This window comes from Sporosarcina sp. P37 (genome assembly GCF_002109365.1).
In the GTDB taxonomy this organism is placed as follows: domain Bacteria; phylum Bacillota; class Bacilli; order Bacillales_A; family Planococcaceae; genus Sporosarcina.
Map to the genome: position 1 here is coordinate 388763 of NZ_CP015349.1, position 25044 is coordinate 413806.

Sequence of the window (25044 nt, forward strand, 5' to 3'; positions counted from 1 at the left end):
TAGAAATTCCTATGTCCATATTTCAGTGTATAAAGTTATCGGGTAACTATTACCTTGCCGGTAGTAGCTTTAACGTCAGCTTCTGTGATATCTTTCGAGGTTGCGCCTCCAAATGATACACTCACACCTTTAGTAACCGCTTTTCCTGTGATTGTATTTCCTCCATCAACTTTCGTAACTGTTGCAGCGGTTGCGCCTGTAGCTGCAAAGCCACCAGCATCTTCAAGGAAACCATTGTCAATTAGATCTTTCTGTGTTACTGACGCTCCACCTTTTTCAGTGAAGTACATCTGTGCAGCAGACAATACATTCTGTCCATCAGCCTTCAAAGCATTTACCTTAGAGTTCGCAATAATATTCCCAATAGCCGGTACCGCGATCGCAGCAATAATACCCAAAATAACGATAACTGCCAGTAATTCGACAAGTGTTAATCCCTTGTCATTTAACTTCTTTTGTAGAAAATTTTTCATGTAATTTCCTCCTCGTTTTTTCTTACTCTATGAATATAGTATAACAGGTTCATTAGGAAAATAACACTAGTTTAATTGAATTTAATTGAATTTCGCAAGAAGAAATGTTAATTCTGTTACAAACTATCTATCTGTTCAAACATGCTGAACATCGGCATCATAATCGCCAAAACTATAGTCCCGACTATTGCTGCCAGGAAAACTATCATTAACGGCTCTATTAAAGCCTTTAAACGATCTGTTGCTGCTTCTACTTCCTTTTCATAGAAATCAGCGACTTTTGATAACATAGAGTCTAATGAGCCAGTTTCTTCTCCAATCGCAATCATATGTGGTATTAAAGGCGGGAATGCCCAATGATTCAACATCGGTTCTGTTAACGATCCGCCCCGTTCCATCGAATCACGGGACTCGCCGATTACTTTAGATATTACTGAATTATCTATAACCCGTTCAGTCATGGAAAGAGCCTGTAAAATCGGTACGGAACTCGAAAACATAGAACTCAATGTACGTGTCATCATAGCCAGTGAGGACTTTTGCACAATGCCGCCGAAAATCGGCAGCCTAAGTAAAATCGTATCAATCATATACTTGCCTTTTGGATTACTCCGAGTCATCAAGAAGCTGACTATGATTGCAGAAACAACGAGAATCAGCAAGTACCAATAATTACTTACCCAATCACTCGCAGCCATGACAGCCCGCGTGAGCCAAGGCAGTTGTCCGCCTATACTGGCAAACATATCAACAAACATTGGCACAACAAACCACAATAAAAAAATCACAACGCCGATTGCAATGATACCTACAACGATAGGATAGGCCATAGCCGATGTAACTTTTTGCCTCGTACGATATGCCTTCTCGAAATGCTCTGCCAACTGATCAAGTGATTCGTCCACTGTTCCTGAAACTTCCCCAGCCGCTACTATATTTAAGATTAACGGTTCAAATACTTTTGGATGCTTTGCAAATGCCATTGACAGCGGCGTACCTGTCCGCAAATCTTCTTGTACTGAAGTCAGTATTTTTCTGAACGAAGCTTGTTCCACTTGCATAGATAGAATTCGAACTGCATCTACGATTGTCACCCCTGCCTGCAATAACGTGGAGAATTGTCGCAAGAACATGATTAACTGATCCCGTTTAACCGGGCTGCCAATCGTAATATCCTTCGTAAGTACGGTTTCTTTCTGCTCCACAATGCTGACAACCCGAATCCCTTGATTCTTTAGTTTAATTGCGGCGTCACGTTTGTTATTCGCCGTCACAGTCCCTTTCCGAATCGACTTCGCATCTCGTCCTTCATAAGTAAAACGCGGCAAAATTAATCATCCCCTTGCAAAAACGGCAGTGCAGCTTCATATGAAATAATCCGTTGTTCCATCAAACTTTTCACGGAATTGTCCATCATGTGCATTCCCTGTGCACGGCTTGTCTGAATCACGTTTGGAATTTGATGCACTTTCTCAGAACGGATTAAATTCGACACTGCCGCATTATTAATCATTATTTCAGTAGCCGCACGGCGTCCGGTTCCATCCATTGTCTTAAATAAACGCTGAGACACGACCGCTGTCAAAACTCCCGACAGCTGGACACGGATCTGTGACTGCTGGCCGTGCGGGAATACGTCTATAATTCTATCTATCGTCGAAGCGGCACTCCATGTGTGCAATGTCGCAAGCACTAGGTGTCCCGTTTCCGCTGCGGTGATCGCTGTTGAAATCGTCTCCAAATCCCGCATTTCTCCGACGAGAATTACGTCAGGATCCTGACGAAGCGCCGCACGCAGCCCATCCGCAAACGACAGTGTGTCAAACCCGACTTCACGCTGATCGATAATCGAAGAACCATGGTCATGCATATACTCAATCGGATCTTCAAGCGTAATAATATGCTTCCGCATCGTTTCATTCATATAACGGATCATTGCCGCAAGAGTCGTCGATTTCCCTGAACCGGTGGGACCCGTCACCAGAATCAGCCCTTGTGCGGTATCAGATAAATTCTTCAGCGTCCCCGGCATATTCAAATCATCAATCGTTGGAATCTTTGTAGGAATGGTCCGGAATGCCAATGAAATCGAACCGCGCTGCTGGAATGCGTTGACACGGAAACGGGAAACATCCGCAATTTCGTAGGAGTAGTCAATTTGTCCGGCTTCTTTAAATGCCGGAATCATCTTTTCAGGAATCGTCAGATGTGCAATTTTTTCTGTATCTTCCGCTGATAACGGCGTCTCCCCAAAACGCTTCAAGTCGCCGTGTACCCGAAATATCGGAGGCACACCAACAGTCAAGTGGATGTCAGATGCTTTGATTTTAAAAGCCTCGGTCAATAATTGGTCAATTCTTTCAGTCACTTCATACACACTCCTAATCTATCAGCGCAACCCGCAGCACTTCTTCAGTGGTCGTGATGCCTTGATTCACTTTATCCAGCCCGTCATCTATTAAGAAAATGGTTTTGCTTTTCTCGGCAATATCGCGGAACACAGTCGGAGCTGCATTGTTGTTGATTGCATCACGCATTGCCGCGTTAATAATCAATACTTCATGAATCGCAATCCGTCCGCGATAACCCGTCATATTGCAAGCGGCGCAACCGGATCCGCGTTGAACCCTGTCGACCGTCTTCCCGCGCTTCGCAAAAATCTCTTTTTCCCGTTCAGTTGCCGGCTGGCTCGTACCACAGTCGCGGCACACCCGTCGAATCAATCGCTGTGCCACAACGGCGTTTAATGAAGCTGTCAAAAGAAACGGCTCCACCCCCATATCCAGCAACCGGGAAATCGACGCGACGGAATCATTCGTATGGATGGTGCTCAATACTAAGTGGCCTGTCAATGATGCCCGAATCGCTATTTCCACTGTTTCTCTGTCCCGGATTTCCCCGACCATGACGACGTCCGGATCCTGACGCAAAATAGACCGGAGTCCTGTCGCAAAAGTCAGCCCGACATTTGAATTTACTTGAATTTGATTAATGCCTTCTAATTGATACTCCACCGGATCTTCAATCGTAATAATGTTCACTTCTTCATTGTTCAGTCGATTCAACGCGGCATACAGCGTCGATGACTTACCAGAACCCGTCGGACCTGAGATCAGAATGATGCCATTTGGCTTTTCGATTTCTCTTAAGAAACGCTCCAGATTAACAGGGCCGAAACCTAGCTTAGCCAAATCATTCAACGAGCTGCTCAAATCCAAAATACGCATAACAATCTTCTCACCGAAAACTGTCGGCAAAGTGGATAAACGTAAATCAATCGGACGGAAATCAATCATTACTTTGATCCGGCCGTCCTGGGGTGTACGTGATTCGGTAATATTTAAATTTCCCATAATTTTTATCCGCGCAAGAAGCATGGACTGCATATGTTTCGGCAAAACTCGTTCAGTTTGTAATTTCCCGTCCACCCGGAAACGGATTACCACCTGATGCTCTTGGGGATCAATATGAATATCACTGGCTTTCATTGAAACTGCGCTGGAAATAATTTGGTTTACAAGCCGCACAACAGGTGAATCATTATCCACTATATCGTCTTGCTGTTCGGTTTGCGGTTCAGGCTCTTCGAACAATAAATCATCAAATACTTCGTCATCATAATATCTTGTGATAGTCCGTATAATATCGTCTTTCGATGCGATGGCTGTTTCAATATGGAACCCTGTCGACAACCGTAAATCTTCAATCGTGTTATAATCCATTGGGTCCGCCATGGCGACGAATAATTTATCGCCGTCTTTCTTCAGCGGTACGATCATTTTTTGTTTGGCCAATCCTTTTGGCACCACGTTGAACAGTTTCGGATCAAACGGATATCTGAATAAATTGACGTGAGGGATTCCGAGCTGGAACTCCAATACTTCTATCAATTGCTGCTCGGTAATATAACCGCGCTGCAATAGCGCATCACCGAGACGCTGATCTCTCGGCTTTTCTTTAAGAGTGCCCATCAGCTGCTCATCTGTCAGCAATCCGGATTCTATTAATAAATCCCCAAGACGTTTTCTGCTTGTCGCCATTTGAATCCCCCTCTATCAGTCAATCGGATTACCATCCTTGTCGACCCTTATCTTGTTGCCGCCTTTATCATAATCATATCTCACATCATCTTTTCCAGTGGCGCTATTCCCATTTGATGACCCGCCATTATCAGATCCTTTTCCAGAAGATGCGCCTGGGCCTTTACTGCCATCAGAACCTGAATCACTTCCAGTACCCGAATTACTATCGGATGAATTATTTGATGATCCATCAGAAGCATTATCCGTTCCGGAAGAGTTTCCGTTTGAATTACTACCTGATGAATTTCCATGCGTACTGCCGGAATTTGAATGATTGTCGAGATCACTGCCAGGTGTTTCAGCTGGCTTTTTCAAACTGTGCCGTTCAATAATAGGGCGCGGAGCATAAAAGTCTACCGACACGTCTTCCACTTCTTCTAACGAACCGTTTAGCATGACGTTTCGTTTAACCGTCACTTCCATCCCTTTCTTTCCTTTGTCCACCACTTCTGTCGCACCCGCCGGAATGAACGCACTGTAGCGGATCACCGTTTTCGGATCATATTTCTTTATACTTTCCACTACTGTATCGTAACGATGGACGAACGGCAGTCCCTCGATGGACAACTTCAACCGGGAGCCTGTCCATGCTGGGCGGATAGTGAAAACTGTTTGATTAGGGTTGGAAAATACAAAATCCAAATCCAGCTTCCGATTGATCGCCGCCTCAAATCCAGGTGCCACGCCTATCGGTAATTCAGTAGAAACATTGCGTTCATCGATGACCCAGTTCGTTTGCAATGCAGCATTATAGAGCAGCGAAGCCATAACGGTCATTTCCAAATCAGCAGCGGCTGCAGACTCTTTCCCTTCCAGAAATTCACGGAATGAAAACGTAGAATTCGGCTGGATTTCCAGCCCATCCAAGTCATTCATCAATAAACGAAGACCTTTTGCTAATTCGTCTGCTTTATATTCAGCAGAAGCAATCACTTCAGACTGCTCATACAATTCAGGAACAAAATTCGCAATATACACTTGCTGCGGCATAATTCCATTCCGCAGCTGAACTTCTATTTGAGAAGCAATTGTATCGACGTCATCTTCGTTAAATGACAGTGCATTAAAATTCTGCTTCATAACCGTACGCATCGCTTCTCTTGATACATGCGCAATGAGCGGATTGTCCTTTCCAGACTCTGACTGGCTCAGTGTGGCATCAGGATCAAATGAAATCGCTTCAGACGGCACAGATACTTGATGATCCTGCACGATCAGCTGCACATCCAGATTCTGTTCGAGCCCCGCAAAATCGCCGACAAGCTTTTCTTTTGCGTCCTTGCGATTATGCTTCGAGATATCGAACGGCCCAGCATACGTATGCTTGCCAAATTTCTTGAAATTCGAGAAAAAGCCGTCACCTGCGTATGCTTGCTGGGCGAAGATTACGGAGATGGCCAGGAGCAGGGCACCTAGGGATAGGCTGATTTTGTATAGTTTTGGTTTCAAATTTTGACACCTCTTTATTTTTTATTCATCAGACTACTTTTTATAGACCACCTTTTCAATAACAGGATCATCCCAAGTATCGTTACCAGATAACGGTGGATCGGTAGGATTACTTGCAAAACCACAACTTTTCTTCAATTCGAACATACTATTTACTTTTACAAAGTTTTTAGGATTGACTTTTTTTATATCTACATCAATACCATTTAGGTAATAAATAACACCACTCTGCAAATCCAACTTTGCATGTTTTATCTTGAGCTCCGCAGCGCATATTTTGGAGTTATTCTGTAAGTTGATAGTACCAGAAGTATCCAGCACATTACCGACAAACAAACTGGATGCATTTTCAAGTTCTATATCCCCTTTCAATTGAGCCTTTCTGCCTATATATACTATAGACGAATTTTGAAGTTTAATTCCTCCATTAACTTTTAGATCACGATCAACATATAGATATGATGCATCTTCTAATTCCAAAGTATCGTTTTTTTCATTGCTTTGAACATCCAGATCTTTTCCGACAAGCACTCTTGATTGACTTTGTAACTCTAACTTATCAACCTTAAAATCTTCCTTAACAAACAAATCGCTATTATCTTCTAATTTCATTGCTTTTTTCGAATTAAATTGTTTGTCTACATATACTTTGGATTTAACGATTTGATTCACATTCGTTACATCATTTTGATGCCCAGCATAACAGGAACTTTCAATTTTCGATTTGTTCGTGCATAGTGTCTTAGGTTTGTTTGCATCAATCCATTTAGGCACATTCACAACCTGTCCAGTGACTATGCTGTTGCTAACCGGTGTTTCTTGAAAAGACGGAATGAAAAATCGTTGTTCAAACTCTAGTTCCTTTATCACAGGGTATTCACCTTCAAAATATCCTTGTACTTTACCCGTAGCAGCAACCGAAATAGGTTGCTTACTAGCCAGAATTTCAATCTTTAATTGTTCAGGTTGTATTTCGTGCCAATATTCATTAATGCTATATTCTTTTCCAGTAAAACTTTCTGCTCTACTAACTAAAATTCCTTTTAATTTTTCCGCCACAAGCTTTTGTATATTGGTGTAGTCGGGAACTCTTCCACCTTCTCTTCCCTTTTCTACTAAGCCATCTGCATAGGAAATCAAAGATGGCTTATTACTGTTATACGCATCTTCCAACTCCCAAGTATAGTAATCAACTCCGGCTTCAGCGGCGGTAGTGGTTAAGTCTGATTCCTCCACGCGCTGATCCTGTTTGAAGTTACTCAAAGACCCACGCATGAGAACTGAAGTGAGCACAGTGATAAAAACAATAGCAAATAAGACAATGATTAAAGCATAACCTGCACTATTTTTGTTTTTCATTATTCCCTTGTCTCCTTCATCAATTCAACTTATATCGCGAAATGGTAGTAGGGATATTCACGTATCGCTTATCATTCTTCAAGTCTATAATTGCGAAATAGGTAATCCGGAGATCTTCTTTTAAGGGTCTGACTACGTAGTTTATATATTCCACGAAATCTTCTCCTTCCATCATCTTTCCTGGTACTTTTTCTACTATCTCCTCTTTATCAATAATAGCTATATAACGGTAACCATCGCTTATTATTTCATCATTTACGACAGCTCCTGTCCCTCCTTTCATCGCTTCGCAATCATTTATTGACACTTGTTCTTTACTGATTGTGACCTTATATGTTTCACACATTCTGTGCACTCTTTGAAGTTCTGCAATTATGTAGTTTGCTTCTTGTTGTAATTTTAATGAAGTGGTTTCTCCAATATTAAATTGAGTAGCAACAGAGATAGTCGTCCAAATTATGCCGGTTACCAATGAAATAAGCAGGAGTGTCGCCAGGACTTCAACTAAGGTCATTCCATGTTCGTTTTTCTTCATTCCAGCCCTCCTACTTCAATTTAGCATAGCCGAATGTTTCACTTATGAATTTATTTTCCTTTTTAACTTGTATATGAATTTTATAAAGATCAGCATCCCGTGTTTCTCGTTCAGTGTCCGTTTTACTGCACATAGGAGAATTCCGATCACGGGGCGAACAAATCATTTCTACTACGTAGTGATCTTTTTGTGCGATGAAAATGATATCTTTTCCTGATACACCAGCGTACATATAACGACTCGGTAGCTTCCCTTCGAGTTCTTTGTCTTTTATTTCACTTAACAAAGACTTCGCTATATTCATAGTTTCAAGCTTCGCTTCTGTTCGATCATTCATATTAGTCATCTGAGGAAATATCGTCATGAAGCTAATGAACACTGTCCCTAGAATCGTCAAGGCCGCAAGTATCTCAACCAATGTGAAGCCTTTTTCATTTTTCCGCCTCATGACGACACCCCCTGTTAACATTTATCATCACATTCTACTATAACCAATGAAACTAAATACCCGAACCCAAATATATCAATCTATAAAACTCATTCTATTAAGTCTATTGTCTCATTAAACTGCTCAATAAGTAAAGGGAGCCGACGACGACTTTTATGTCTTTTTTCGAAATTTTTACATCTTCATCGTCAAATGCAATCACACGGCTGCCCTCCATAGGACAAACCGCCTGTAAATCCGCCGCTTTCGCCGCCTGGGGATGCGGGAAATCGATAAACGTAAAACTGTTTGCGATCTGCGCCAAGATTTTCAGTGTTTCAGCGTAATCTTTTGTATTCAGCATCCCGACAAACCAGTCCACCTTCTGCCCCGGAAACTGTTCTTCTATCGTACTCACTAACATGCGGGCCGCAGCTGGATTATGTGCGCCGTCAATATACACATTGTCATTGATTTTCTGGAAGCGGAACGGCAGCTGGACGTTTGCGATGGCTTCAGCGACTTTTTCCTGCTGCAGCGGTACACCTGCCTGCAGCAATGCCTCCAGTGCTACTGCGTGATTAATTGCCTGATGCGGCCCTTTCATGTTTCTGGCAGGAATTTCAAATGTGGACATGCCAGTGAATGTTTCGATTTCGTCTGACTTCATCGCGAAATCTTCTCCATATGCCCGCACCATGCTCTTAACAGATGCCGCTTCAGACAGAACGGCTTCTTTTGCTTCTTCCGGCAATTTTCCTATGACGACCGGTTTATACGGTTTAATGATGCCTGCTTTATGTTCAGCGATTTCCCTCAAAGTGCCGCCAAGAAATCTGGTGTGATCCAGGGCGATTGAAGTAATGACCGAAACAAGCGGCGTCACGACATTTGTGCTGTCAAATCTGCCGCCCATGCCTGTTTCGAGCAGCACATAATCAGGGGCCGCATTGCGGAATGCCAAAAACGCCGCCACTGTCAGTAATTCAAAGTCTGTCAGCATACCGCTCAGTCCCGCAGCGTCCATTTCCTCAAAGACATATGCCAATTCTTCCGGCGTGATCGGTTGTCCGTTAATTCGGATCTGGTCGTGTATATCGATGATGGCGGGCGAAGAAAATACGCCCGTTTCAAATCCATGCGCCCGCAGCACAGCCTCCATCACCGCAATAGTCGAACCTTTGCCGTTCGTTCCCGCCACGTGGATGATGCGCAAGTCATGTTCAGGATTCAGCACACACGCAAGTGCCTCTCGTACCGCATCAAGTCCGGGTATAATCTCATTGTCACTCATTATGTCAAATTGTTTTTTATATTCATCAAGTTTTGGAATCAAAGGAATTCCTCCTGTGCTAAAATTAAGATATAGGTCTAGTATAGCAAAGGTGGGATCGGGATTGAGAAGTTGTTGGGTAATATATAATGGCAGTCTGACGAGCGATAAGTTTGCCGATCAGGCGCGGCTCATACAGGAAGCAGCAGAACGGGCCGGAGTTCAAGCGACTCTGTTGAAGAACTACGAAGTGCATATGAATCTCCAAAAACCAATCGAGAATACACCTGATTTTGTCGTCTTCCTCGATAAGGACACGCTGCTTGCGCAGTATATAAAACAGGCGGGCATCCCTGTCTTCAATGATCCGGAAGTAATCGAAACATGTGACAATAAAGCGAAGCAGTATTTGGAGCTTGCGAGACATGGTGTCGCGATGCCAAAAACAATTATTGCGCCGAAAGTGTATCCGAACTTCACGATTGCTGACAGCGGTTATTATGAACAAGTGCTCGAAACACTCGGATTACCGCTGATCATTAAAGAGGGCCACGGTTCATTTGGCATGAAAGTATATTTGATTGAGACGAAAGAAGCGTTTCGTGAAAAAGTGGACGAGCTGCGCGGTGTCGATTATGTCTTTCAGGAATTCATCGAGACGAGCAGAGGACGGGATGTGCGCGTCAATATTGTCGGTGATCAAATTATTGCTGCAATGTACCGCCATTCTGAGACGGACTTCCGTGCCAATATTACAAACGGCGGAGTTGCGGAAGTCGTGGAGCTGACTGAACAACAGAAATCTCTATCGCTCGAAGCAGCCAAAGCAGTCGGTGCAGAATTCGCAGGTGTGGATTTATTATTCGGTCCGAATGAGCAGCCGCTCGTCTGTGAAGTAAACGGCGCAGCGCATATACGCAACCTTTTAAACGTCACGGGCATCAATGTGGCTGATGCGATGATTTCGTACATACTGGAGAAGCTGAAATGAAAGGCATCGTTTATTACAGCGAACAGGAAGCAAAGCGAAATTCCGCGTTCATCGAGGAATTAGTAAAAGAAGCAGCTTCACTCGGCATTGAATTAATACTGCTGACTGAAACACCTGCGGAACCGGCCGATTTCATTCTATTCCGAGACCGCGATCCCCGGCTGTCTTTGACATTGGAACGAGCGGGCTACCGCCTGTTCAACCGGGCACGTGTGCAAGAGACCGCAAATGATAAATTGCGCACATTCGAGCTTGCGGCATTACTTGGTATACCGGCCGTCCCTACTTTTCGTGCGGATCAGCCTCTTCCTTTGCCTTGCGTAATGAAAACACGCGCAGGTCACGGCGGCAGTGAAGTTTTTCTTTGCGAAACCGCACAGCAGGCAGAAGACGTTCTAGCACGGTACCCTACCGAAGAATTGATTGCGCAGCCGTTCATTGAATCCAGCGCAACAGACATCAGGGTTTTCATGCTCGGCAATGAGGTTCTCGGTGCGGTAAAACGCACAGGTGCCAAAGATTCTTTCAAATCCAACTACACGCTCGGCGGCACGGTGGAAAAGTATACGCTGAACGAGACTGAAACCAAACAAGTCCAAACGATTTCCCAGGCAATTTCCAGTGACTATATCGGCATTGATTTCATCATTCCGAACACTGGCGGCTGGCTGCTGAATGAAATTGAAGATCCAGTCGGTGCGCGGTCGCTGTATGTTACACACGACTTTTCAGTTGCCGGGAAACTGCTCGAATATGTAAAAAACCAGCTAGAGAAGTGACAGGATGCAAATTAATTTTGGAAGATATTTTGAGTAAAATAAACGAGACTGCCGCCGGACATCATAAGAAATGATGTTCAGTGACAGTCTTGTTTATTATTTTGCGTATGTATTTCATAGAATCCGTGGAGATGCAGGAATATATATACTTTCCTGCATCTCCACGGAGCGTTTGTTGAAACGTGTGCTATATACCCCTATGATCAATATAGAGCAGGAGGGAAAACGGATGGATACGAGTAAAGTTGGAGAGCTAATTTACAGCTTGCGCAAAGAAAAAGGACTTACGCAGAAACAGCTGGCTGATCAATTGCATATATCAGATCGGACGATTTCAAAGTGGGAGCGCGGATATGGCTGTCCTGATGTCACATTGCTCCCCAGTCTATCTGAGCTGTTAGGCGTCAATATAGAAAATATTTTGGACGGTGAATTACTGTCCAATGAATTCATAGGGGGAAATATGAAAAAATCAAAGTACTTTGTCTGTCCGATATGCAATAACATCGTCATGGCAACGGGCGACATCACCTTATCCTGCTGTGGCAGAAAACTGGAAGCTTTAGAAGCGAAGAAAGCTGCTGCTGAAGAAAAGCTGTCTATTGAAGAAATAGATAACGAGCGTTATATTTCCAGCAGCCATCCGATGACAAAAGATCATTATATCTCTTTTATCGCATTTGCCACCGGTGATCAGGTGCAAATTATAAAACAATATCCTGAATGGAGTTTCCAGACACGTATTCCAAACCGGAAACACGGCACACTGTTATGGTACGATACACAAGCGGGATTATATTATCAGTATATCTAATCATTTTCACACGAAAAAAGCACTTCAATCAGGAAGTGCTTCCGTGTGAGATACTCATTCAGCTATTTTGTAAGAAATGCAATGTTTTATTGAATGCTCTTCCAGCCAGTTCCTCATTATAAGCCGATGAATAGGGATCGCTGAATCCGTGCCGACCGTCACATATATGCACATCTGCATTTGTCTGGCTTAATTTCGGTGCCAGCTCATACACATTGAATGACTTCTCCATTTTTGCGAAATAAAGCAACACGGGGCATGCAGGTCTGATGCCGGTATATTCCCGAATTCGGGAGCCGTAATATCCTACAACCCCATCCACACACTCCTCTTCGCTGCAAAGCCAGGCAATTGTTGCCCCTACACTGAAGCCCAAGATAAATATTTTCGTGTACTTATGCTGAATATCAGCTAACAGCTCCCGAACTTTATGTAATCCGTCGGTAATACCTGCGTGCTCCATAAAATTTTGATAAGCCTCTTTCTCCTGTGCGTAATCATATACCATTCCCCGCCCTAATAAATCAGGACAAATCACATCAAATTGATAAGAAGAAAGTATTTCGCACACGCCTTTTATATGCTGATTAACCCCGTATATTTCATGAAGAACGATGACACACGTCTCAGATTTATTGTCCAGTACAAGCATGCTGATTTCCCCTAACTTGATTCAGTAGTCTACTTATAACCATTTACGAAACCCCCTTTAATTACCGGTTTCAGTCTTTCTCACGATCACTCTTATTCGCTGGATAGCCAACTAATAAATCCACTGATGATCCGCGAACTTTAACAGAGGAAACACATTATGTACACTTGTCATGAAGAATTGATTATTCTCCATACTTACTACATTGGGCAGGTAATTTTATTATGTAAACTAGATATGATGACCCCAGTGTAACACCAAAGCCCTAATGCTGCTCCGTAATCAGCAGCAGGGCTTTTATTAAACTATAAGACGCGCTTGGCTTAGTTTAGAACAAATTATTTTACATCTTTGCATGTCGGCATGATTGCCGGCTGCCGCGCAGATCAGCAGGCAAAAACCTATACCAACTGAAGTATTGTCAAACACCGTTACTCACATGATTACCAAACAGATAAACCGATGCCCACTCCCATGGCAAGATAGGAATTTTCGTGCAGTTGCTTATTTTTCCCTGCCCGTTTTTATCACCCGTATTTCATCTTTCTATTGCTTCATTTAAGGTGTAACCGTTACATCATGGAAACTTTTATATACACGTAGAGAATAACTACCACAGGAATGAACGTACTGATTAGTCCAATAGCGCGCAGTTTCTTTTTCAACTGGAGCGCAAAGCCAATCATCCAAACGGCTGCCAAACCAAGTATCTTGATATTAGGAGAAGATCCTTCGCCTATGCCACTAATTGCATAGCCTGCTACACTATTTATAGTTACAAATAAACCGGTTAGCAGATTCACTGCAATCCACATCAGTCTTTTCAAGTACATCTCTCCTATTTCCATTAAATTGTCAGAATCATCTGGACTGTTTTCAATAGATGGCCCGCAAAATCATCGTCAAATTCTCTGATCGGCTTGAATCCTTTCGCTTCATAAAATTACTTTCCAACGATATTTTCCTTTTCCACGTCCACTACAATTTCTTTAATATCCTCAAGCTCTTCAATCCCTTTTCTTAAAAGAGCAGAACCTATCCCTATGCCCTGCTGCTGAGGATACAAATAAAAGGCTCGCAATTCCGACCTTCCCCCCTCATCTGCCGGAGAAAAATCAGCAAATCCAACTACTTCATTAGCCATCTCAGCAACAAAAATATGCGAGCTATGCATCCGTTTTTCCATCATCTCATCACGATAAGCCACTTGAAGAAAATGATCTTGAATCTTCTGCGGAATAATCCCTTCATACGTAACGCGCCAACTTTCCAGCGCTACATCCTGAATGCTCTTATAATCTTTATCCGCCATGTCCCGAATGATAAAACTCACGTACATCCCTCCTTTTCGTCGTCCAGTTGCACCTTTACTATTGTGATAAAATTGTAAAAAACGCACGTGTCTCCAACAGGAGAAACGCGCTAGAAATAATCTGTTCATACATAAAAAACACTTCTTCATTGGTTTCATAAGGTTCTATACTTTATGTTCGATACAAGGTGTTTTTTTCCTGCTGACAGGTCAATGTTTTTTATTCAAAAAATAGCCGGAAATGAATTTGGTTTGTATGACCATCATCATTTCCGGCTATGTAGTATTCTTTATAATGAGGCTGGGACAAAACCCTTCTCTAAAAGGTTCACTTCTGGCTATTAGCCTATCCCTTTTTTACATCTCTTTCAGTTCCGCAATACGGCGCTCAACCGCCGCATACTTCTCTAAATAGTCCTGTTCCTTCGCACGCTCTTCCGCAACAACTGCTTCAGGCGCTTTTGAAGTAAAGCGTTCATTTGATAATTTACCTTGAACGCGTTTCACTTCTCCCTGCCACTTGCCTAGCTCTTTTGTCAAACGGGCCAGCTCTTCTTCAATATCAATTAAGCCTTCAAGCGGCAAATATAATTCAGCTCCTGTTACAACTGCTGACATGGTTTTGCCTGGCGCATTCACTTTAACGCCAATCGTCAGTGCTTCCGGATTACAAAAACGCTCAAGGTAGCTGCGGTTTTCTTCCAGCACCGCCACAGTCGCTTCATCTTTTGCAGAAATATACAAATCGACTTTACGGCTCATCGGTGTATTCACTTCCGCACGAATATTTCGCACGGCTTTAATAATATCCATCAATAATTTCATATGGCCAGCACGGGACTTATCCATTAATGCCTCATCCATTTCCGGCCACTTCGCTACTGTGATCGACTCGCCTTCATGCGGAAGGTTCTGCCAGATCTCTTCTGTGATGAACGGCATCAGCGGGTGCAATAGACGCATCGTATGGTCAAGAACATGCGCAAGAACCGAACGCGTCATTTTCTTCGCGGCTTCATCTTCACCGTATAACGGCAGTTTTGCCATCTCGATATACCAGTCACAGAAATCATCCCAGATAAAGTTGTACAGAGCCCGGCCCATTTCACCGAACTCATAACGGTCGGCAAGGCTTGTCACTTGCTCAACAGTTTCATTTAAACGGGTTAGGATCCATGCATCGGCTACAGATTTCTCTCCTGACAGATCGATTTCATCATACGTCATGCCATCCATATTCATCAATGCAAAGCGGGAAGCATTCCAAATTTTATTGGCAAAGTTCCAGATCGCTTCAACTTTTTCCGTAGAATAGCGCAAATCTTGTCCTGGTGAAGAACCTGTTGCCAGGAAGTAACGCAATGCGTCTGCTCCGTACTGTTCGATGACATCCATTGGGTCTACGCCATTGCCAAGGGACTTGGACATTTTACGGCCGTCTTCCGCACGCACCAAACCATGGATCAAGACGTCTTTAAAAGGACGCTCCTCTGTGAATTCAAGTGCCTGGAAGATCATGCGGGACACCCAAAAGAAGATAATATCATACCCTGTAACAAGGGCATCTGTAGGGTAATATTTTTTGTACATTTCGTTTTCCGTATCAGGCCAGCCCATTGTCGAGAATGGCCATAGCGCAGATGAGAACCAAGTATCCAGCACATCATTGTCCTGCGTCCAGTTTTCTTCATCCGCCGGCGCTTCATGTCCGACATACACTTCACCTGTAGTGTTATGATACCAGGCCGGAATCCGGTGGCCCCACCATAGCTGGCGCGAAATACACCAGTCGTGCACATTTTCCATCCAGCCTAAATACGTCTTTTCAAAACGGTCTGGAACAAAGGTTACTTTTTCATCTTCATTTTTCTGAAGATTGATTGCCTGCTCGGCAAGCGGCTGCATGTTGACAAACCATTGCGTGGATAAATACGGCTCCACTACCGCCCCGCTGCGTTCCGAGTGACCCACAGAGTGCATATGTTCTTCGATTTCAAACAGCACATCCATTTCCTGCAAGTCTTTGACGATTTGCTTACGGCATTCAAAACGATCCATACCTTCATATTTGCCGGCTAATTTATTCATTGTGCCGTCTTCATTCATGACAAGAACCCGCGGCAAGTTATGACGATTACCGATTTCAAAGTCATTCGGGTCATGCGCAGGTGTGATTTTCACTGCACCGCTTCCGAAGTCCATTTCAACATAGTCATCTGCTACAATCGGAATTTCACGTCCGACAATCGGCAGCTTCACCATTTTGCCGATCAGGTGCTGATAGCGTTCATCTTCGGGGTGTACGGCTACAGCTGTATCACCGAGCATTGTCTCAGGACGTGTAGTCGCAATTTCAATGGATCCCGTGCCATCTGTTAATGGATAACGCATATGATAGAATGCACCCTGGACGTCTTTATGAATTACTTCGATATCGGACAATGCCGTTTTCGTTGCAGGGTCCCAGTTGATGATATATTCGCCGCGGTAGATCAGTTTCTTTTCGTATAATTTTACGAAGACTTCGCGAACTGCTTTTGATAACCCTTCATCTAATGTGAAGCGTTCTTTTGAATAATCAAGCGCCAGACCAAGCTTCGACCATTGTGCGCGGATGTGGCTTGCATATTCTTCTTTCCACTTCCACGTTTCCTGAACAAACTTTTCACGTCCGAGGTCATAGCGGGTTTTCCCTTCTGCGCGCAGTTTTTCTTCGACTCGCGCCTGCGTCGCAATACCCGCGTGGTCCATACCGGGCAGCCACAATGCGTCGTATCCTTGCATACGCTTCATACGAATAAGCATATCCTGTAATGTTGTATCCCAAGCGTGGCCCAAATGAAGTTTGCCTGTTACGTTCGGCGGCGGGATTACAATCGTATAAGGTTCTTTTTCACTCTTTACATCGGACTCAAAATATTTACCTTTTAGCCACCATTCATAACGGCCATTTTCTACTGCCTGCGGATCATATTTAGTCGGCATTGTCAGTTCATCAGTCATTACAGTTCCTCCTTCAAATAAAAGGGATACAAAAAAGCCCCACTCATCCCGGTAAAAGGACGAAGGAGCTCGTGGTACCACCTTTATTTATGAATGCTAAAGAGCATTACATCTTCATGATTTGGTAACGGTCTTCACCGGTTCCTGCTACTCTTATTTCACAGAAACTGCTCATAGGGGACTTCCATCTGCTGTTTCCAGGCACGTCTCACCAATCGCACCCTCTCTGAAGAAAACGGTTCACATGTACTTTCCTACTCTTCGCATTTATATTCTTATCACCCATTATTATATGGGAAACATGCTGCGTCCGTCAAGTGATTGCCAGTCAAACGAGAAAGGATGGTGAACGATGCGAAAAGGTTATAATCCCTATCTGCTGCCGCCGTGGCTCAGGAAGACAAGATTTTACTGTAAAGGCTGCATTATTCCGCTGACTGTGTTTCAGCTGATCCGATTACTCATTGTACCTACGACCGGAGACTTTTTATTATTTTGCTTACTCGCTGCTTTGTCCTTCTGCTTCTACAAGAATATTATTTGAATGGAAGATCTTTCTCGTCACATCGTCATCGAGCTGGGCGATGTATAAGAGAAAGTCTTCCATTTCATTTTGGACTTGCTCTACCGCACGATCAGCATTTTCCAGAAACTGCATATGTGATGTAGAAGCGTCGGCCAGCTGTGGTGCCGCAGGTTCTTCCTGAACAATTGGCGCTTCCTGCACAGGGACTTCCTGCTTTAAAAGCACGGTCCACTCCAGAGACAACCCGCCGTCTTCTTTGGCAACAGTTTTAATATCCTGGACATCAAGCTCCAGGTTGCCGTCAAGCTCTGCCGGCAAATCAACATTCAGCGGCACCGCATATTCAAAATATCCTTTGCCGTTTTCTACTTCCACATCATCGATGACGAGCAGGTCCTCTGCCGACAGTTCCACTTGCTTGTCTGCATCAAATACAACGTTTGCCGCAATATGATAGATCCCCTGCAGCCGAATTGCATCCTCTGTACGTTCTTCAGTAAAACCAGGCGTCACCTTCACTTCCGCCGTTTCCGCAAACGCGCCGTATTCAGCAGGAAAATAAAAAGACTCCTGTAATGTCCATTGATGTGTCGTCATTTTCTCTTCACTCCTTTTCTTAACTCAGGCTACTATATGAAGAAAGCGAGGAATTTAGAAGTGATGTGTAAAGTATAACGGGAGTGAACCGGCGTAATGGTGTTAATTGTCGCAGGGATCCCGTTATTAGTGTGAACGCGTACGCAATACGAATAGCTGACAGCGCCATGCGTCTAGGGAGCCGCGCTATTCGCCTGGAGAACCGCAACACTTCCAAAACGAATAAACAAAAAAACGCCAGGCAAGTCTGTCTGCCTGGCGTCCAAATTATCTCTTCAATTTTGCAAACACTGTATGGAATGCTTCCACTGTTTTTGCAATTTGTTCCTCTGTATGTGCTGCTGACAAGAACATACCTTCAAACTGGGAAGGAGGTAAAAGGATACCCTCTTCCGCCATGAGACGGTAGTATTCTGCAAACAGTTCAAGATCGGAAGTTTTTGCCTTGTCATAATTATTGACCCGTTCATCTGTGAAGAAGAACCCAATCATAGAACCTGCCCGGTTGACAGTGTGCGGAATATTATTTGCTTTCGCTGCAGCGCGGAAGCCTTCTTCCAGCTGATCACCAAGCTGAATAAAGCGCTCATATGTTTCCGGCGTCAATTTCTTCAGCGTTTCAATTCCCGCTGTCATAGCAATTGGATTACCGGATAAAGTACCTGCCTGGTAAATTGTACCCGCCGGTGCTACGTGTTCCATGATTTCACGTGAACCGCCGTACGCGCCGACTGGCAGACCGCCGCCGATTACTTTTCCGAGACACGTCAAGTCAGGTGTGATGCCGAAATGACCTTGCGCACAATTATAGCCGACACGGAAACCTGTCATGACTTCATCGAAGATCAATAGTGAACCGTTTTCCGTCGTCAGATCACGCAGCCCCTGCAAGAAACCGTCGTCAGGTCCAACAACACCCATATTTCCCGCAACCGGCTCTACGATCACTGCGGCCAAATCGTCTCCAAATTCTTTAAAGACTGCTTTGACACTTTCCAAGTCGTTATAAGCAACTGTTATCGTGTTTGAAGCAATGGATTCAGGCACACCCGGGCTGTCCGGCAAACCTAATGTGGCAACACCAGATCCTGCTTTAATCAGCAAGGAGTCCGCGTGGCCATGGTAGCATCCTTCAAATTTCAGGATCTTATTGCGTTTCGTATAGCCGCGAGCCAGACGAAGCGCACTCATTGTTGCCTCTGTGCCTGAAGACACCATGCGCACCATATCAATCGAAGGTACACGGTCGATCACCAGTTCCGCCAATTCATTTTCAAGAAGTGTAGGCGCACCGAAGCTTGTGCCAGTTTCTGCGACCTTTTGAATCGCTGATACTACATCAGGATGCGTGTGACCCAAAATGAGCGGACCCCATGAAAGAATGTAGTCAATATATTCATTGCCGTCGATATCCGTAATGATTGCGCCTTTACCGCTTTCCATGAAAATCGGATCCATATTTACTGATTTAAATGCACGAACCGGAGAGTTTACGCCGCCAGGCATTAAATCAACCGCTTTTTCAAATGCTTGTTTAGATTTCGTATATGTTATTTTTTCCATATTACTTCTCCTCCAACCAGCGGGCGGCATCTTTAGCATGATATGTCATAATAATATCTGCGCCTGCACGCTTCATACTTGTTAGTGTTTCCAGTACAATTTTCTTTTCATCAACCCAGCCGTTAAGAGCTGCTGCTTTGACCATTGCGTATTCCCCGCTGACGTTATATGCAACGACCGGCAACAGTACGTGATTCTTTACGTCACGGATGATATCCAAGTAAGACAATGCTGGTTTGACGATTAAAAAATCTGCGCCTTCAAGAATATCAGATTCTGCTTCACGCATTGCTTCCATGCGGTTCGCAGGATCCATTTGGTACGTCTTGCGGTCGCCAAATTGTGGAGTTGACTGTGCAGCTTCACGGAACGGACCGTAGTAAGCGGACGCATATTTCACAGCATACGACATGATGGGGATGTGCTGGAAACCTGCATCATCAAGTGCCTGACGGATCACCGCAACAAATCCATCCATCATATTGGACGGTGCAATGATGTCAGCTCCTGCCTTCGCCTGGCTGACAGCTGTCTGCGCCAGCAGTACGAGGCTTGCATCATTATCTACATCATTATCGTGAATTACACCGCAGTGACCGTGATCGGTATACTCACACAAACAAGTATCTGCAATAACGACTAATTCCGGATGACGCTCTTTCACTGCACGTGTTGCACGCTGAATGATTCCCTCATCGTCGTAAGCGCCTGAACCGACCGCGTCTTTTTCGGATGGAATACCGAATAAAATAATAGATGAAATACCAAGCTCCACGACTTCATCCGTCTCTTTCAGCAGAAGATCGATCGAAAATTGATCTACCCCCGGCATGGATGCGATCGGATTGCGTACATTTTCACCTTCTGTCACAAAGATAGGATAAATGAAATCCGCTGCTTTGATTTCTGTCTCTCTTACCATCGCACGCACTGTTGGGTGTGTACGAAGTCTGCGATGACGCTTAAATTCTATTGGATTCATTTGAATTCTTCCTTTCGTTTGGCCAGTTCATGAACCAGCTCGACTAATGTATAGGTTTCAGGCTTCACGTGAACGGGCGCGCCTGTTTTCAGCAGCGCACGTTCTGTAATGTGTCCGATTGCGCAAACCGTAAACCCTGACCATGTCGTTTTCGGTGCAATACGGTTGGCAAACACCTCTACGGCTGACGGACTTGCAAATAATACAGACACCTGATTTTTCTGGAGTATGCAGCGGCATAGTTTATCGATTTCACTTGTTGCACTTTTCGTTTCATACACTGTCCATTCCGACACATGAAACGGTAATTCCTCGCGAATCAGGCTGCCTGCCAATGTACCTTTTAAAAAGACCACATGCAGACGCTCTGACTCTTTCGGATTAAACTGCTTAACGAAGACATCCGCACTGAATACACTCGGGATGAATGAAACAGAAAAACCAAGCCGGTCAAGAGAGGCTGCTGTCCGTGTTCCGACTGCCGCTACTTTCCCCGAATATGTATCTGCTGTCACCCCGTAGCGCTGCATCTTCGCACGAAATGCGGCGACGGCCGACTGACTCGTAAAAATCAGCCAATCCGCTTTCATCGCCTGCAGCAACTTCTGGCGGTCAGCCTTCTTCTGAATTTCTTCCACTTCAATAAGGGGTATAGAAACAGGAATGCCGCCGTACGATTTCACGAGTTCGGCAGCTTCCTGTGATTTAGGTGTTCCGGTAAAAATGACCGTTTCTCCAGCTAACGGCAGTTCGTTACGCATCCATTTCTGCCTTCACTTTCTCGATGACTTCCGCGGCCCCTTGATCACGCAAAAGTTTACCGACTTCTTTACCGACTGCAACTGGGTCTGTTCCTTTCACCGTTTCACGGAACACTTCGATTGCATCTGGTGACGCAATAAATCCGGTCAATTCGACTTCTTTGCCATCATATGTTGCAAATCCTGCAATCGGCACCTGGCATGAACCGTCCATCTCAGCAAGGAATGTACGTTCAGCCTGCAATTCCACCCATGTCTTGTCATCAGTAAGTTTATCCAGTTCACGGCGCAATTCCGCATCGTCTTCACGGCATTCAATGGCCAGTGCACCTTGTCCTACCGCTGGGATACAATCATCAAGCGCCAAGTGCTCTGTTACGATATTGTCATCCCAGCCCATACGCTTGAGTCCGGCAGCTGCCAGAATAATTGCATCATATTCACCGTCATGCAGCTTCCGCAGACGTGTATCGATATTACCGCGAATCCATTTGATTTCGATATCCGGACGCAGCATCAATAATTGTGAACTGCGGCGGAGACTTGAAGTTCCCACAACTGCTCCGATCGGCAAGTCCATAAAGCGCACGTGATCGTTTGCAATGTATGCGTCGCGCGGATCTACGCGTTTTGGAATGCAGCCGACTGTCAACCCATCAGGAATTACCGCTGGCATGTCTTTCATGCTATGCACAGCAAAGTCGATTTCTTTGTTATACAGGGCCTGCTGGAATTCTTTTACGAATAGCCCTTTGCCGCCCACTTTTGAAAGCATAACATCCAAAATCTGATCGCCCTTCGTGACAATTTCCTTCACTTCAAATTCAAATGGCGCACCCGCCTGTTTCAATTGTTCAATAAACCAATTGGTTTGAGTCAATGCCAGTTTACTTCTGCGTGAACCTACAATAATCTTTCTCACAATATCCTTCCTTCCTTATACCCAAAAATGAAATTGTGACAGCGTACTGCCCAAAAAGAAATTAATAACTGTTAATAGAAATGCAAATATAGTCATCCAGGCAAGTTCGATTGATTGAAGCTTCCCTTTGTAGCTGAAATAGACCACACTGGAATAAATCAGAAGAACTGCGAACGATCCCATGATTTTCACATCAAAAACAGACCAGTCGGCAAGCGCCACATATGCCCACTGTACGCCAAATAATAAACTGACGAACAGAATCGGAATACCCGTGTAGATCGACATCTTCATCCCTGTCAGCGTTTGATGCAAATTAGGAAGACTGGAAAATCGTTTCGTAAACTTTTTGCTTTTCAATACTTTGTGGACAATTAAATACAATACTGCAAATACAAATGCCAGTGCGAACACCGCATACGAGAGGATTGCTGTCGTAATATGAACAAACAGTACTTCTGAAATTAATGAATCGCCCACCGCAGATGCGTTGTATTTCAGATTAGAAAATACATGAATCATCAAGAAGACAAATCCGATAATATTTGTAAAAAAGACCATAAAGTTCACTTTATAAATCAATTGGAACACAATTGATAAGGTGACAAGAAGCCACACGTAAAAATAAATTCCTTCAACCAGTGAAAGCACGGGAAACCGTTTCATTTCAATAATATATAAAGATAAAATAGCGGTTTGGGTAACCCATACGGTGACAATCAGCCAAAAAGCAATGCGCTGCATGATTTTTATCTTCTTAAGGTAATCAATTAAATAAAAGACAAGACTGAGGGCATACAGTACAATCATTAATTCCTGAAGTCTTGCCATGGTCAAATCCACCATATGCTATTCTCTGCCTTTCAAGCTAAAACCTCTCTTTTGCAAGTAAGGTGTATTCGTTAGTATTGTCTCAAATGAAAGGGCGATACTGCAAATAATTGCATTTGCAATAGACATAATTAGTCGAAAAAAGTGAAAACCGTTTGAACTTTTTAAAAGAACCCAATAAAAAAGTGGGCCTGTATCGTTCTTGTGAAAGACAGATACAGAACCACCAGGAATTAGTGTTGGTAATTTAGTTCAGATGCGTCGAGAGTTTCATTTTTTCGCTCAGCGCGTTTTTGCAGACGTTCTTTAGCCTGGATGGCAAGCTGTTCTTTTTCAATCACGACGTCTTCGGCAATGCCAAAGATTTGTTCGAAAATAGCCAGTTTATCTGCTGCTTTTTTATCTGTAGACAATTCTTTTGCCTGTAAGATTGGTTCTTTCAACAGTTGATTAATAATTGACTTTGTATGTTTATTAAGAACTTTTTTCTCGCGTTCTGTCAGGTCCGGCATTTTGTTTTCGATACTAAGCATCGTTTCACTTTGGATCCGGCTCGCTTTTTTACGCAATGCAGAAATCATCGGTACAACTCCGAGAGTGGAAAGCCATTCTTTAAAAGCCACCACTTCTTTTTCAATCATCAGACCGATCTCATCTGCTGCGCGTTTTCGCTCTTCCAGATTAGCTTCGACAATGCCCTGCAAGTCATCGATATCATACAAGAAGACACTGTCCAAGTCGCCGATCTTAGGATCTAAATCACGCGGCACGGCAATATCAACCATAAATAACGGTTTGCCTTTACGCAATTTCTCTACATACTGCATTAACTCGTAGTCAATGACATACTCCGTAGCGCCAGTAGAGCTGATGAGGATATCCGCTTCAAGAAGCAAACATTGCAGCTCCTGCATGGACTTCGCTTCACCGTCAAACTTTGCAGCCAGTATTTCTGCATTGGAAAACGTCCGGTTGATCACTGTGATTTTCCCTGTGCCGCTTCCCTGCAAGTTTTTAACTGCCAATTCTCCCATTTTTCCAGCTCCAAGAATGGCAATATGCTTATCTTTTAATGAGCCAAAGATCTTTTTACCCAATTCAACTGCTGCATAGGAAACAGAAACTGCATTTTCACCTATTGCAGTATCAGTATGGGCTCTTTTTGCTGTCGTAATCGCCTGCTTAAACAATTCATTGAATACCGTACCTGTAGTACCGATATTTTGTGCCGCAAAGAAACTGCTGCGTACTTGACCTAAAATTTGTGTTTCCCCGAGCACCATAGAATCGATCCCGGCAGCTACACGCAATAAATGTTCAATCGCACCATCTTCTTCATGAATGATTAAATGACTAGAGAATTCTTCCATAGGAATCGCAAACCAGTCAGCAAGGAATTTCTTTATATAATACCGTCCCGTATGAATCTGATCGACTACCGCATAGATTTCTGTGCGGTTACAAGTGGAAATAATAATATTTTCCAAGATGCTCTTTTGCTGCTGCAAAGTTTGCATCGCCTGTGGCAGATCAGTTTCAACGAATGATAATTTTTCTCTAATTTCGACAGGGGCAGTCCGGTGGTTAACACCGACAACAACTGTATACATTAGGTGCTCACACCTTTCAGAATCTTTTCGTACATTCATTATAACATACATAGCGCTTTAGTCGGAATGTAAATTGTGAACATCGTTTGAAGTCATAATGTAG

Annotated in this window: 22 protein-coding genes, 1 pseudogene and 1 other annotated feature; of the genes and pseudogenes, 3 read left to right on the forward strand and 20 right to left on the reverse strand. The window is 43.9% G+C overall.

Features of this window, described 5'->3' with window-relative positions:
• Positions 1-35: 35 nt before the first annotated feature.
• The 9 genes from SporoP37_RS02170 to SporoP37_RS02210 all read right to left on the reverse strand — a co-directional run bounded on the left by SporoP37_RS02170 (position 36) and on the right by SporoP37_RS02210 (position 9661).
• Positions 36-473: a prepilin-type N-terminal cleavage/methylation domain-containing protein gene (locus tag SporoP37_RS02170; protein ID WP_085430127.1), complete on the reverse strand. Its 438-nt coding sequence runs from the start codon at positions 471-473 to the stop codon at positions 36-38.
• 116 nt (positions 474-589) lie between these two features.
• Entirely contained in the window at positions 590-1801 is a 1212-nt protein-coding gene (locus SporoP37_RS02175) for a type II secretion system F family protein (protein ID WP_085430128.1), read from the reverse strand.
• Positions 1802-1803: 2 nt separating this feature from the next.
• Positions 1804-2841: a type IV pilus twitching motility protein PilT gene (locus SporoP37_RS02180; protein WP_085430129.1), complete on the reverse strand. Its 1038-nt coding sequence runs from the start codon at positions 2839-2841 to the stop codon at positions 1804-1806.
• 13 nt (positions 2842-2854) lie between these two features.
• Positions 2855-4513, reverse strand: coding sequence for a GspE/PulE family protein (locus SporoP37_RS02185; protein ID WP_085430130.1), 1659 nt, complete (start codon positions 4511-4513; stop codon positions 2855-2857).
• A gap of 15 nt (positions 4514-4528) precedes the next feature.
• A complete protein-coding gene (locus SporoP37_RS02190; protein WP_085430131.1) occupies positions 4529-6004 on the reverse strand; it encodes a VanW family protein in 1476 nt (491 codons plus the stop codon).
• 33 nt (positions 6005-6037) lie between these two features.
• Positions 6038-7363, reverse strand: coding sequence for a hypothetical protein (locus tag SporoP37_RS02195; protein WP_085430132.1), 1326 nt, complete (start codon positions 7361-7363; stop codon positions 6038-6040).
• A 19-nt stretch (positions 7364-7382) separates the two neighbouring features.
• On the reverse strand, positions 7383-7898 hold the full coding sequence (locus tag SporoP37_RS02200) for a type II secretion system protein (RefSeq protein WP_085430133.1): 516 nt from the start codon (positions 7896-7898) through the stop codon (positions 7383-7385).
• Between the two features lie 10 nt (positions 7899-7908).
• Positions 7909-8346 carry a PulJ/GspJ family protein gene (locus SporoP37_RS02205; protein WP_158233603.1) on the reverse strand — a complete coding sequence of 146 codons (438 nt, stop codon included), beginning with the start codon at positions 8344-8346 and terminating at the stop codon, positions 7909-7911.
• Positions 8347-8449: 103 nt separating this feature from the next.
• Positions 8450-9661 carry a bifunctional folylpolyglutamate synthase/dihydrofolate synthase gene (locus SporoP37_RS02210; protein ID WP_085430135.1) on the reverse strand — a complete coding sequence of 404 codons (1212 nt, stop codon included), beginning with the start codon at positions 9659-9661 and terminating at the stop codon, positions 8450-8452.
• Positions 9662-9722: 61 nt separating this feature from the next.
• Here SporoP37_RS02210 and SporoP37_RS02215 point away from each other — a divergent pair, with 61 nt between their 5' ends.
• The 3 genes from SporoP37_RS02215 to SporoP37_RS02225 all read left to right on the forward strand — a co-directional run bounded on the left by SporoP37_RS02215 (position 9723) and on the right by SporoP37_RS02225 (position 12182).
• The gene (locus SporoP37_RS02215) at positions 9723-10589 is read left to right on the forward strand and encodes an ATP-grasp domain-containing protein (protein WP_085430136.1); all 867 of its coding nucleotides are present in this window, start codon (positions 9723-9725) and stop codon (positions 10587-10589) included.
• A complete protein-coding gene (locus SporoP37_RS02220) occupies positions 10586-11368 on the forward strand; it encodes an ATP-grasp domain-containing protein (RefSeq protein WP_085430137.1) in 783 nt (260 codons plus the stop codon). Before SporoP37_RS02215 ends, SporoP37_RS02220 begins: the two co-directional genes overlap by 4 nt.
• Positions 11369-11597: 229 nt before the next feature.
• Positions 11598-12182: a helix-turn-helix domain-containing protein gene (locus SporoP37_RS02225; RefSeq protein WP_085430138.1), complete on the forward strand. Its 585-nt coding sequence runs from the start codon at positions 11598-11600 to the stop codon at positions 12180-12182.
• Between the two features lie 58 nt (positions 12183-12240).
• On the opposite strand, the gene SporoP37_RS02230 is transcribed toward SporoP37_RS02225, so the two are convergent.
• From SporoP37_RS02230 to hemA, 11 genes and pseudogenes are all read right to left on the reverse strand, one after another.
• A complete protein-coding gene (locus SporoP37_RS02230; RefSeq protein WP_085430139.1) occupies positions 12241-12834 on the reverse strand; it encodes a dienelactone hydrolase family protein in 594 nt (197 codons plus the stop codon).
• A gap of 572 nt (positions 12835-13406) precedes the next feature.
• Positions 13407-13661 carry a hypothetical protein gene (locus SporoP37_RS02235; protein WP_085430140.1) on the reverse strand — a complete coding sequence of 85 codons (255 nt, stop codon included), beginning with the start codon at positions 13659-13661 and terminating at the stop codon, positions 13407-13409.
• A gap of 20 nt (positions 13662-13681) precedes the next feature.
• Positions 13682-14146: pseudogene (locus tag SporoP37_RS02240) on the reverse strand (GNAT family N-acetyltransferase).
• A 357-nt stretch (positions 14147-14503) separates the two neighbouring features.
• The gene (locus tag SporoP37_RS02245; protein ID WP_085430141.1) at positions 14504-17149 is read right to left on the reverse strand and encodes a valine--tRNA ligase; all 2646 of its coding nucleotides are present in this window, start codon (positions 17147-17149) and stop codon (positions 14504-14506) included.
• Positions 17150-17201: 52 nt separating this feature from the next.
• Positions 17202-17420 (reverse strand) — a binding site (T-box leader).
• A 228-nt stretch (positions 17421-17648) separates the two neighbouring features.
• Positions 17649-18272: a hypothetical protein gene (locus SporoP37_RS02255; RefSeq protein ID WP_081242132.1), complete on the reverse strand. Its 624-nt coding sequence runs from the start codon at positions 18270-18272 to the stop codon at positions 17649-17651.
• Between the two features lie 267 nt (positions 18273-18539).
• Positions 18540-19835 carry a glutamate-1-semialdehyde 2,1-aminomutase gene (hemL, locus tag SporoP37_RS02260; protein ID WP_085430143.1) on the reverse strand — a complete coding sequence of 432 codons (1296 nt, stop codon included), beginning with the start codon at positions 19833-19835 and terminating at the stop codon, positions 18540-18542.
• A 1-nt stretch (position 19836) separates the two neighbouring features.
• The gene (hemB, locus tag SporoP37_RS02265; protein ID WP_085430144.1) at positions 19837-20817 is read right to left on the reverse strand and encodes a porphobilinogen synthase; all 981 of its coding nucleotides are present in this window, start codon (positions 20815-20817) and stop codon (positions 19837-19839) included.
• Positions 20814-21578, reverse strand: a complete 765-nt coding sequence (locus SporoP37_RS02270) for a uroporphyrinogen-III synthase (RefSeq protein ID WP_081242134.1) — start codon at positions 21576-21578, stop codon at positions 20814-20816. The genes hemB and SporoP37_RS02270 overlap by 4 nt, the downstream gene beginning before the upstream one ends.
• Complete coding sequence (hemC, locus tag SporoP37_RS02275) at positions 21571-22500, reverse strand: hydroxymethylbilane synthase (RefSeq protein WP_085430145.1); 930 nt, start codon at positions 22498-22500, stop codon at positions 21571-21573. Before hemC ends, SporoP37_RS02270 begins: the two co-directional genes overlap by 8 nt.
• 15 nt (positions 22501-22515) lie before the next feature.
• A complete protein-coding gene (gene ccsA / locus SporoP37_RS02280; protein ID WP_085430146.1) occupies positions 22516-23346 on the reverse strand; it encodes a cytochrome c biogenesis protein CcsA in 831 nt (276 codons plus the stop codon).
• A 218-nt stretch (positions 23347-23564) separates the two neighbouring features.
• Positions 23565-24941 (reverse strand): glutamyl-tRNA reductase, encoded by a 1377-nt coding sequence (gene hemA, locus SporoP37_RS02285; RefSeq protein WP_081242137.1) that lies wholly within the window; start codon positions 24939-24941, stop codon positions 23565-23567.
• Positions 24942-25044 lie beyond the last annotated feature (103 nt).

Excerpts from the sequence above, each read along its gene's own strand:
- SporoP37_RS02170 (WP_085430127.1), bottom strand. The coding sequence starts at position 473 with ATGAAAAATTTTCTACAAAAGAAGTTAAATGACAAGGGATTAACACTT.
- SporoP37_RS02185 (WP_085430130.1), bottom strand. The coding sequence starts at position 4,513 with ATGGCGACAAGCAGAAAACGTCTTGGGGATTTATTAATAGAATCCGGA.
- SporoP37_RS02195 (WP_085430132.1), bottom strand. The coding sequence starts at position 7,363 with ATGAAAAACAAAAATAGTGCAGGTTATGCTTTAATCATTGTCTTATTT.
- SporoP37_RS02200 (WP_085430133.1), bottom strand. The coding sequence starts at position 7,898 with ATGAAGAAAAACGAACATGGAATGACCTTAGTTGAAGTCCTGGCGACA.
- SporoP37_RS02205 (WP_158233603.1), bottom strand. The coding sequence starts at position 8,346 with ATGAGGCGGAAAAATGAAAAAGGCTTCACATTGGTTGAGATACTTGCG.
- SporoP37_RS02220 (WP_085430137.1), top strand. The coding sequence starts at position 10,586 with ATGAAAGGCATCGTTTATTACAGCGAACAGGAAGCAAAGCGAAATTCC.
- SporoP37_RS02225 (WP_085430138.1), top strand. The coding sequence starts at position 11,598 with ATGGATACGAGTAAAGTTGGAGAGCTAATTTACAGCTTGCGCAAAGAA.
- SporoP37_RS02230 (WP_085430139.1), bottom strand. The coding sequence starts at position 12,834 with ATGCTTGTACTGGACAATAAATCTGAGACGTGTGTCATCGTTCTTCAT.
- SporoP37_RS02245 (WP_085430141.1), bottom strand. The coding sequence starts at position 17,149 with ATGACTGATGAACTGACAATGCCGACTAAATATGATCCGCAGGCAGTA.
- SporoP37_RS02255 (WP_081242132.1), bottom strand. The coding sequence starts at position 18,272 with ATGACGACACATCAATGGACATTACAGGAGTCTTTTTATTTTCCTGCT.
- hemL (WP_085430143.1), bottom strand. The coding sequence starts at position 19,835 with ATGGAAAAAATAACATATACGAAATCTAAACAAGCATTTGAAAAAGCG.
- hemB (WP_085430144.1), bottom strand. The coding sequence starts at position 20,817 with ATGAATCCAATAGAATTTAAGCGTCATCGCAGACTTCGTACACACCCA.
- SporoP37_RS02270 (WP_081242134.1), bottom strand. The coding sequence starts at position 21,578 with ATGCGTAACGAACTGCCGTTAGCTGGAGAAACGGTCATTTTTACCGGA.
- ccsA (WP_085430146.1), bottom strand. The coding sequence starts at position 23,346 with ATGGTGGATTTGACCATGGCAAGACTTCAGGAATTAATGATTGTACTG.
- hemA (WP_081242137.1), bottom strand. The coding sequence starts at position 24,941 with ATGTATACAGTTGTTGTCGGTGTTAACCACCGGACTGCCCCTGTCGAA.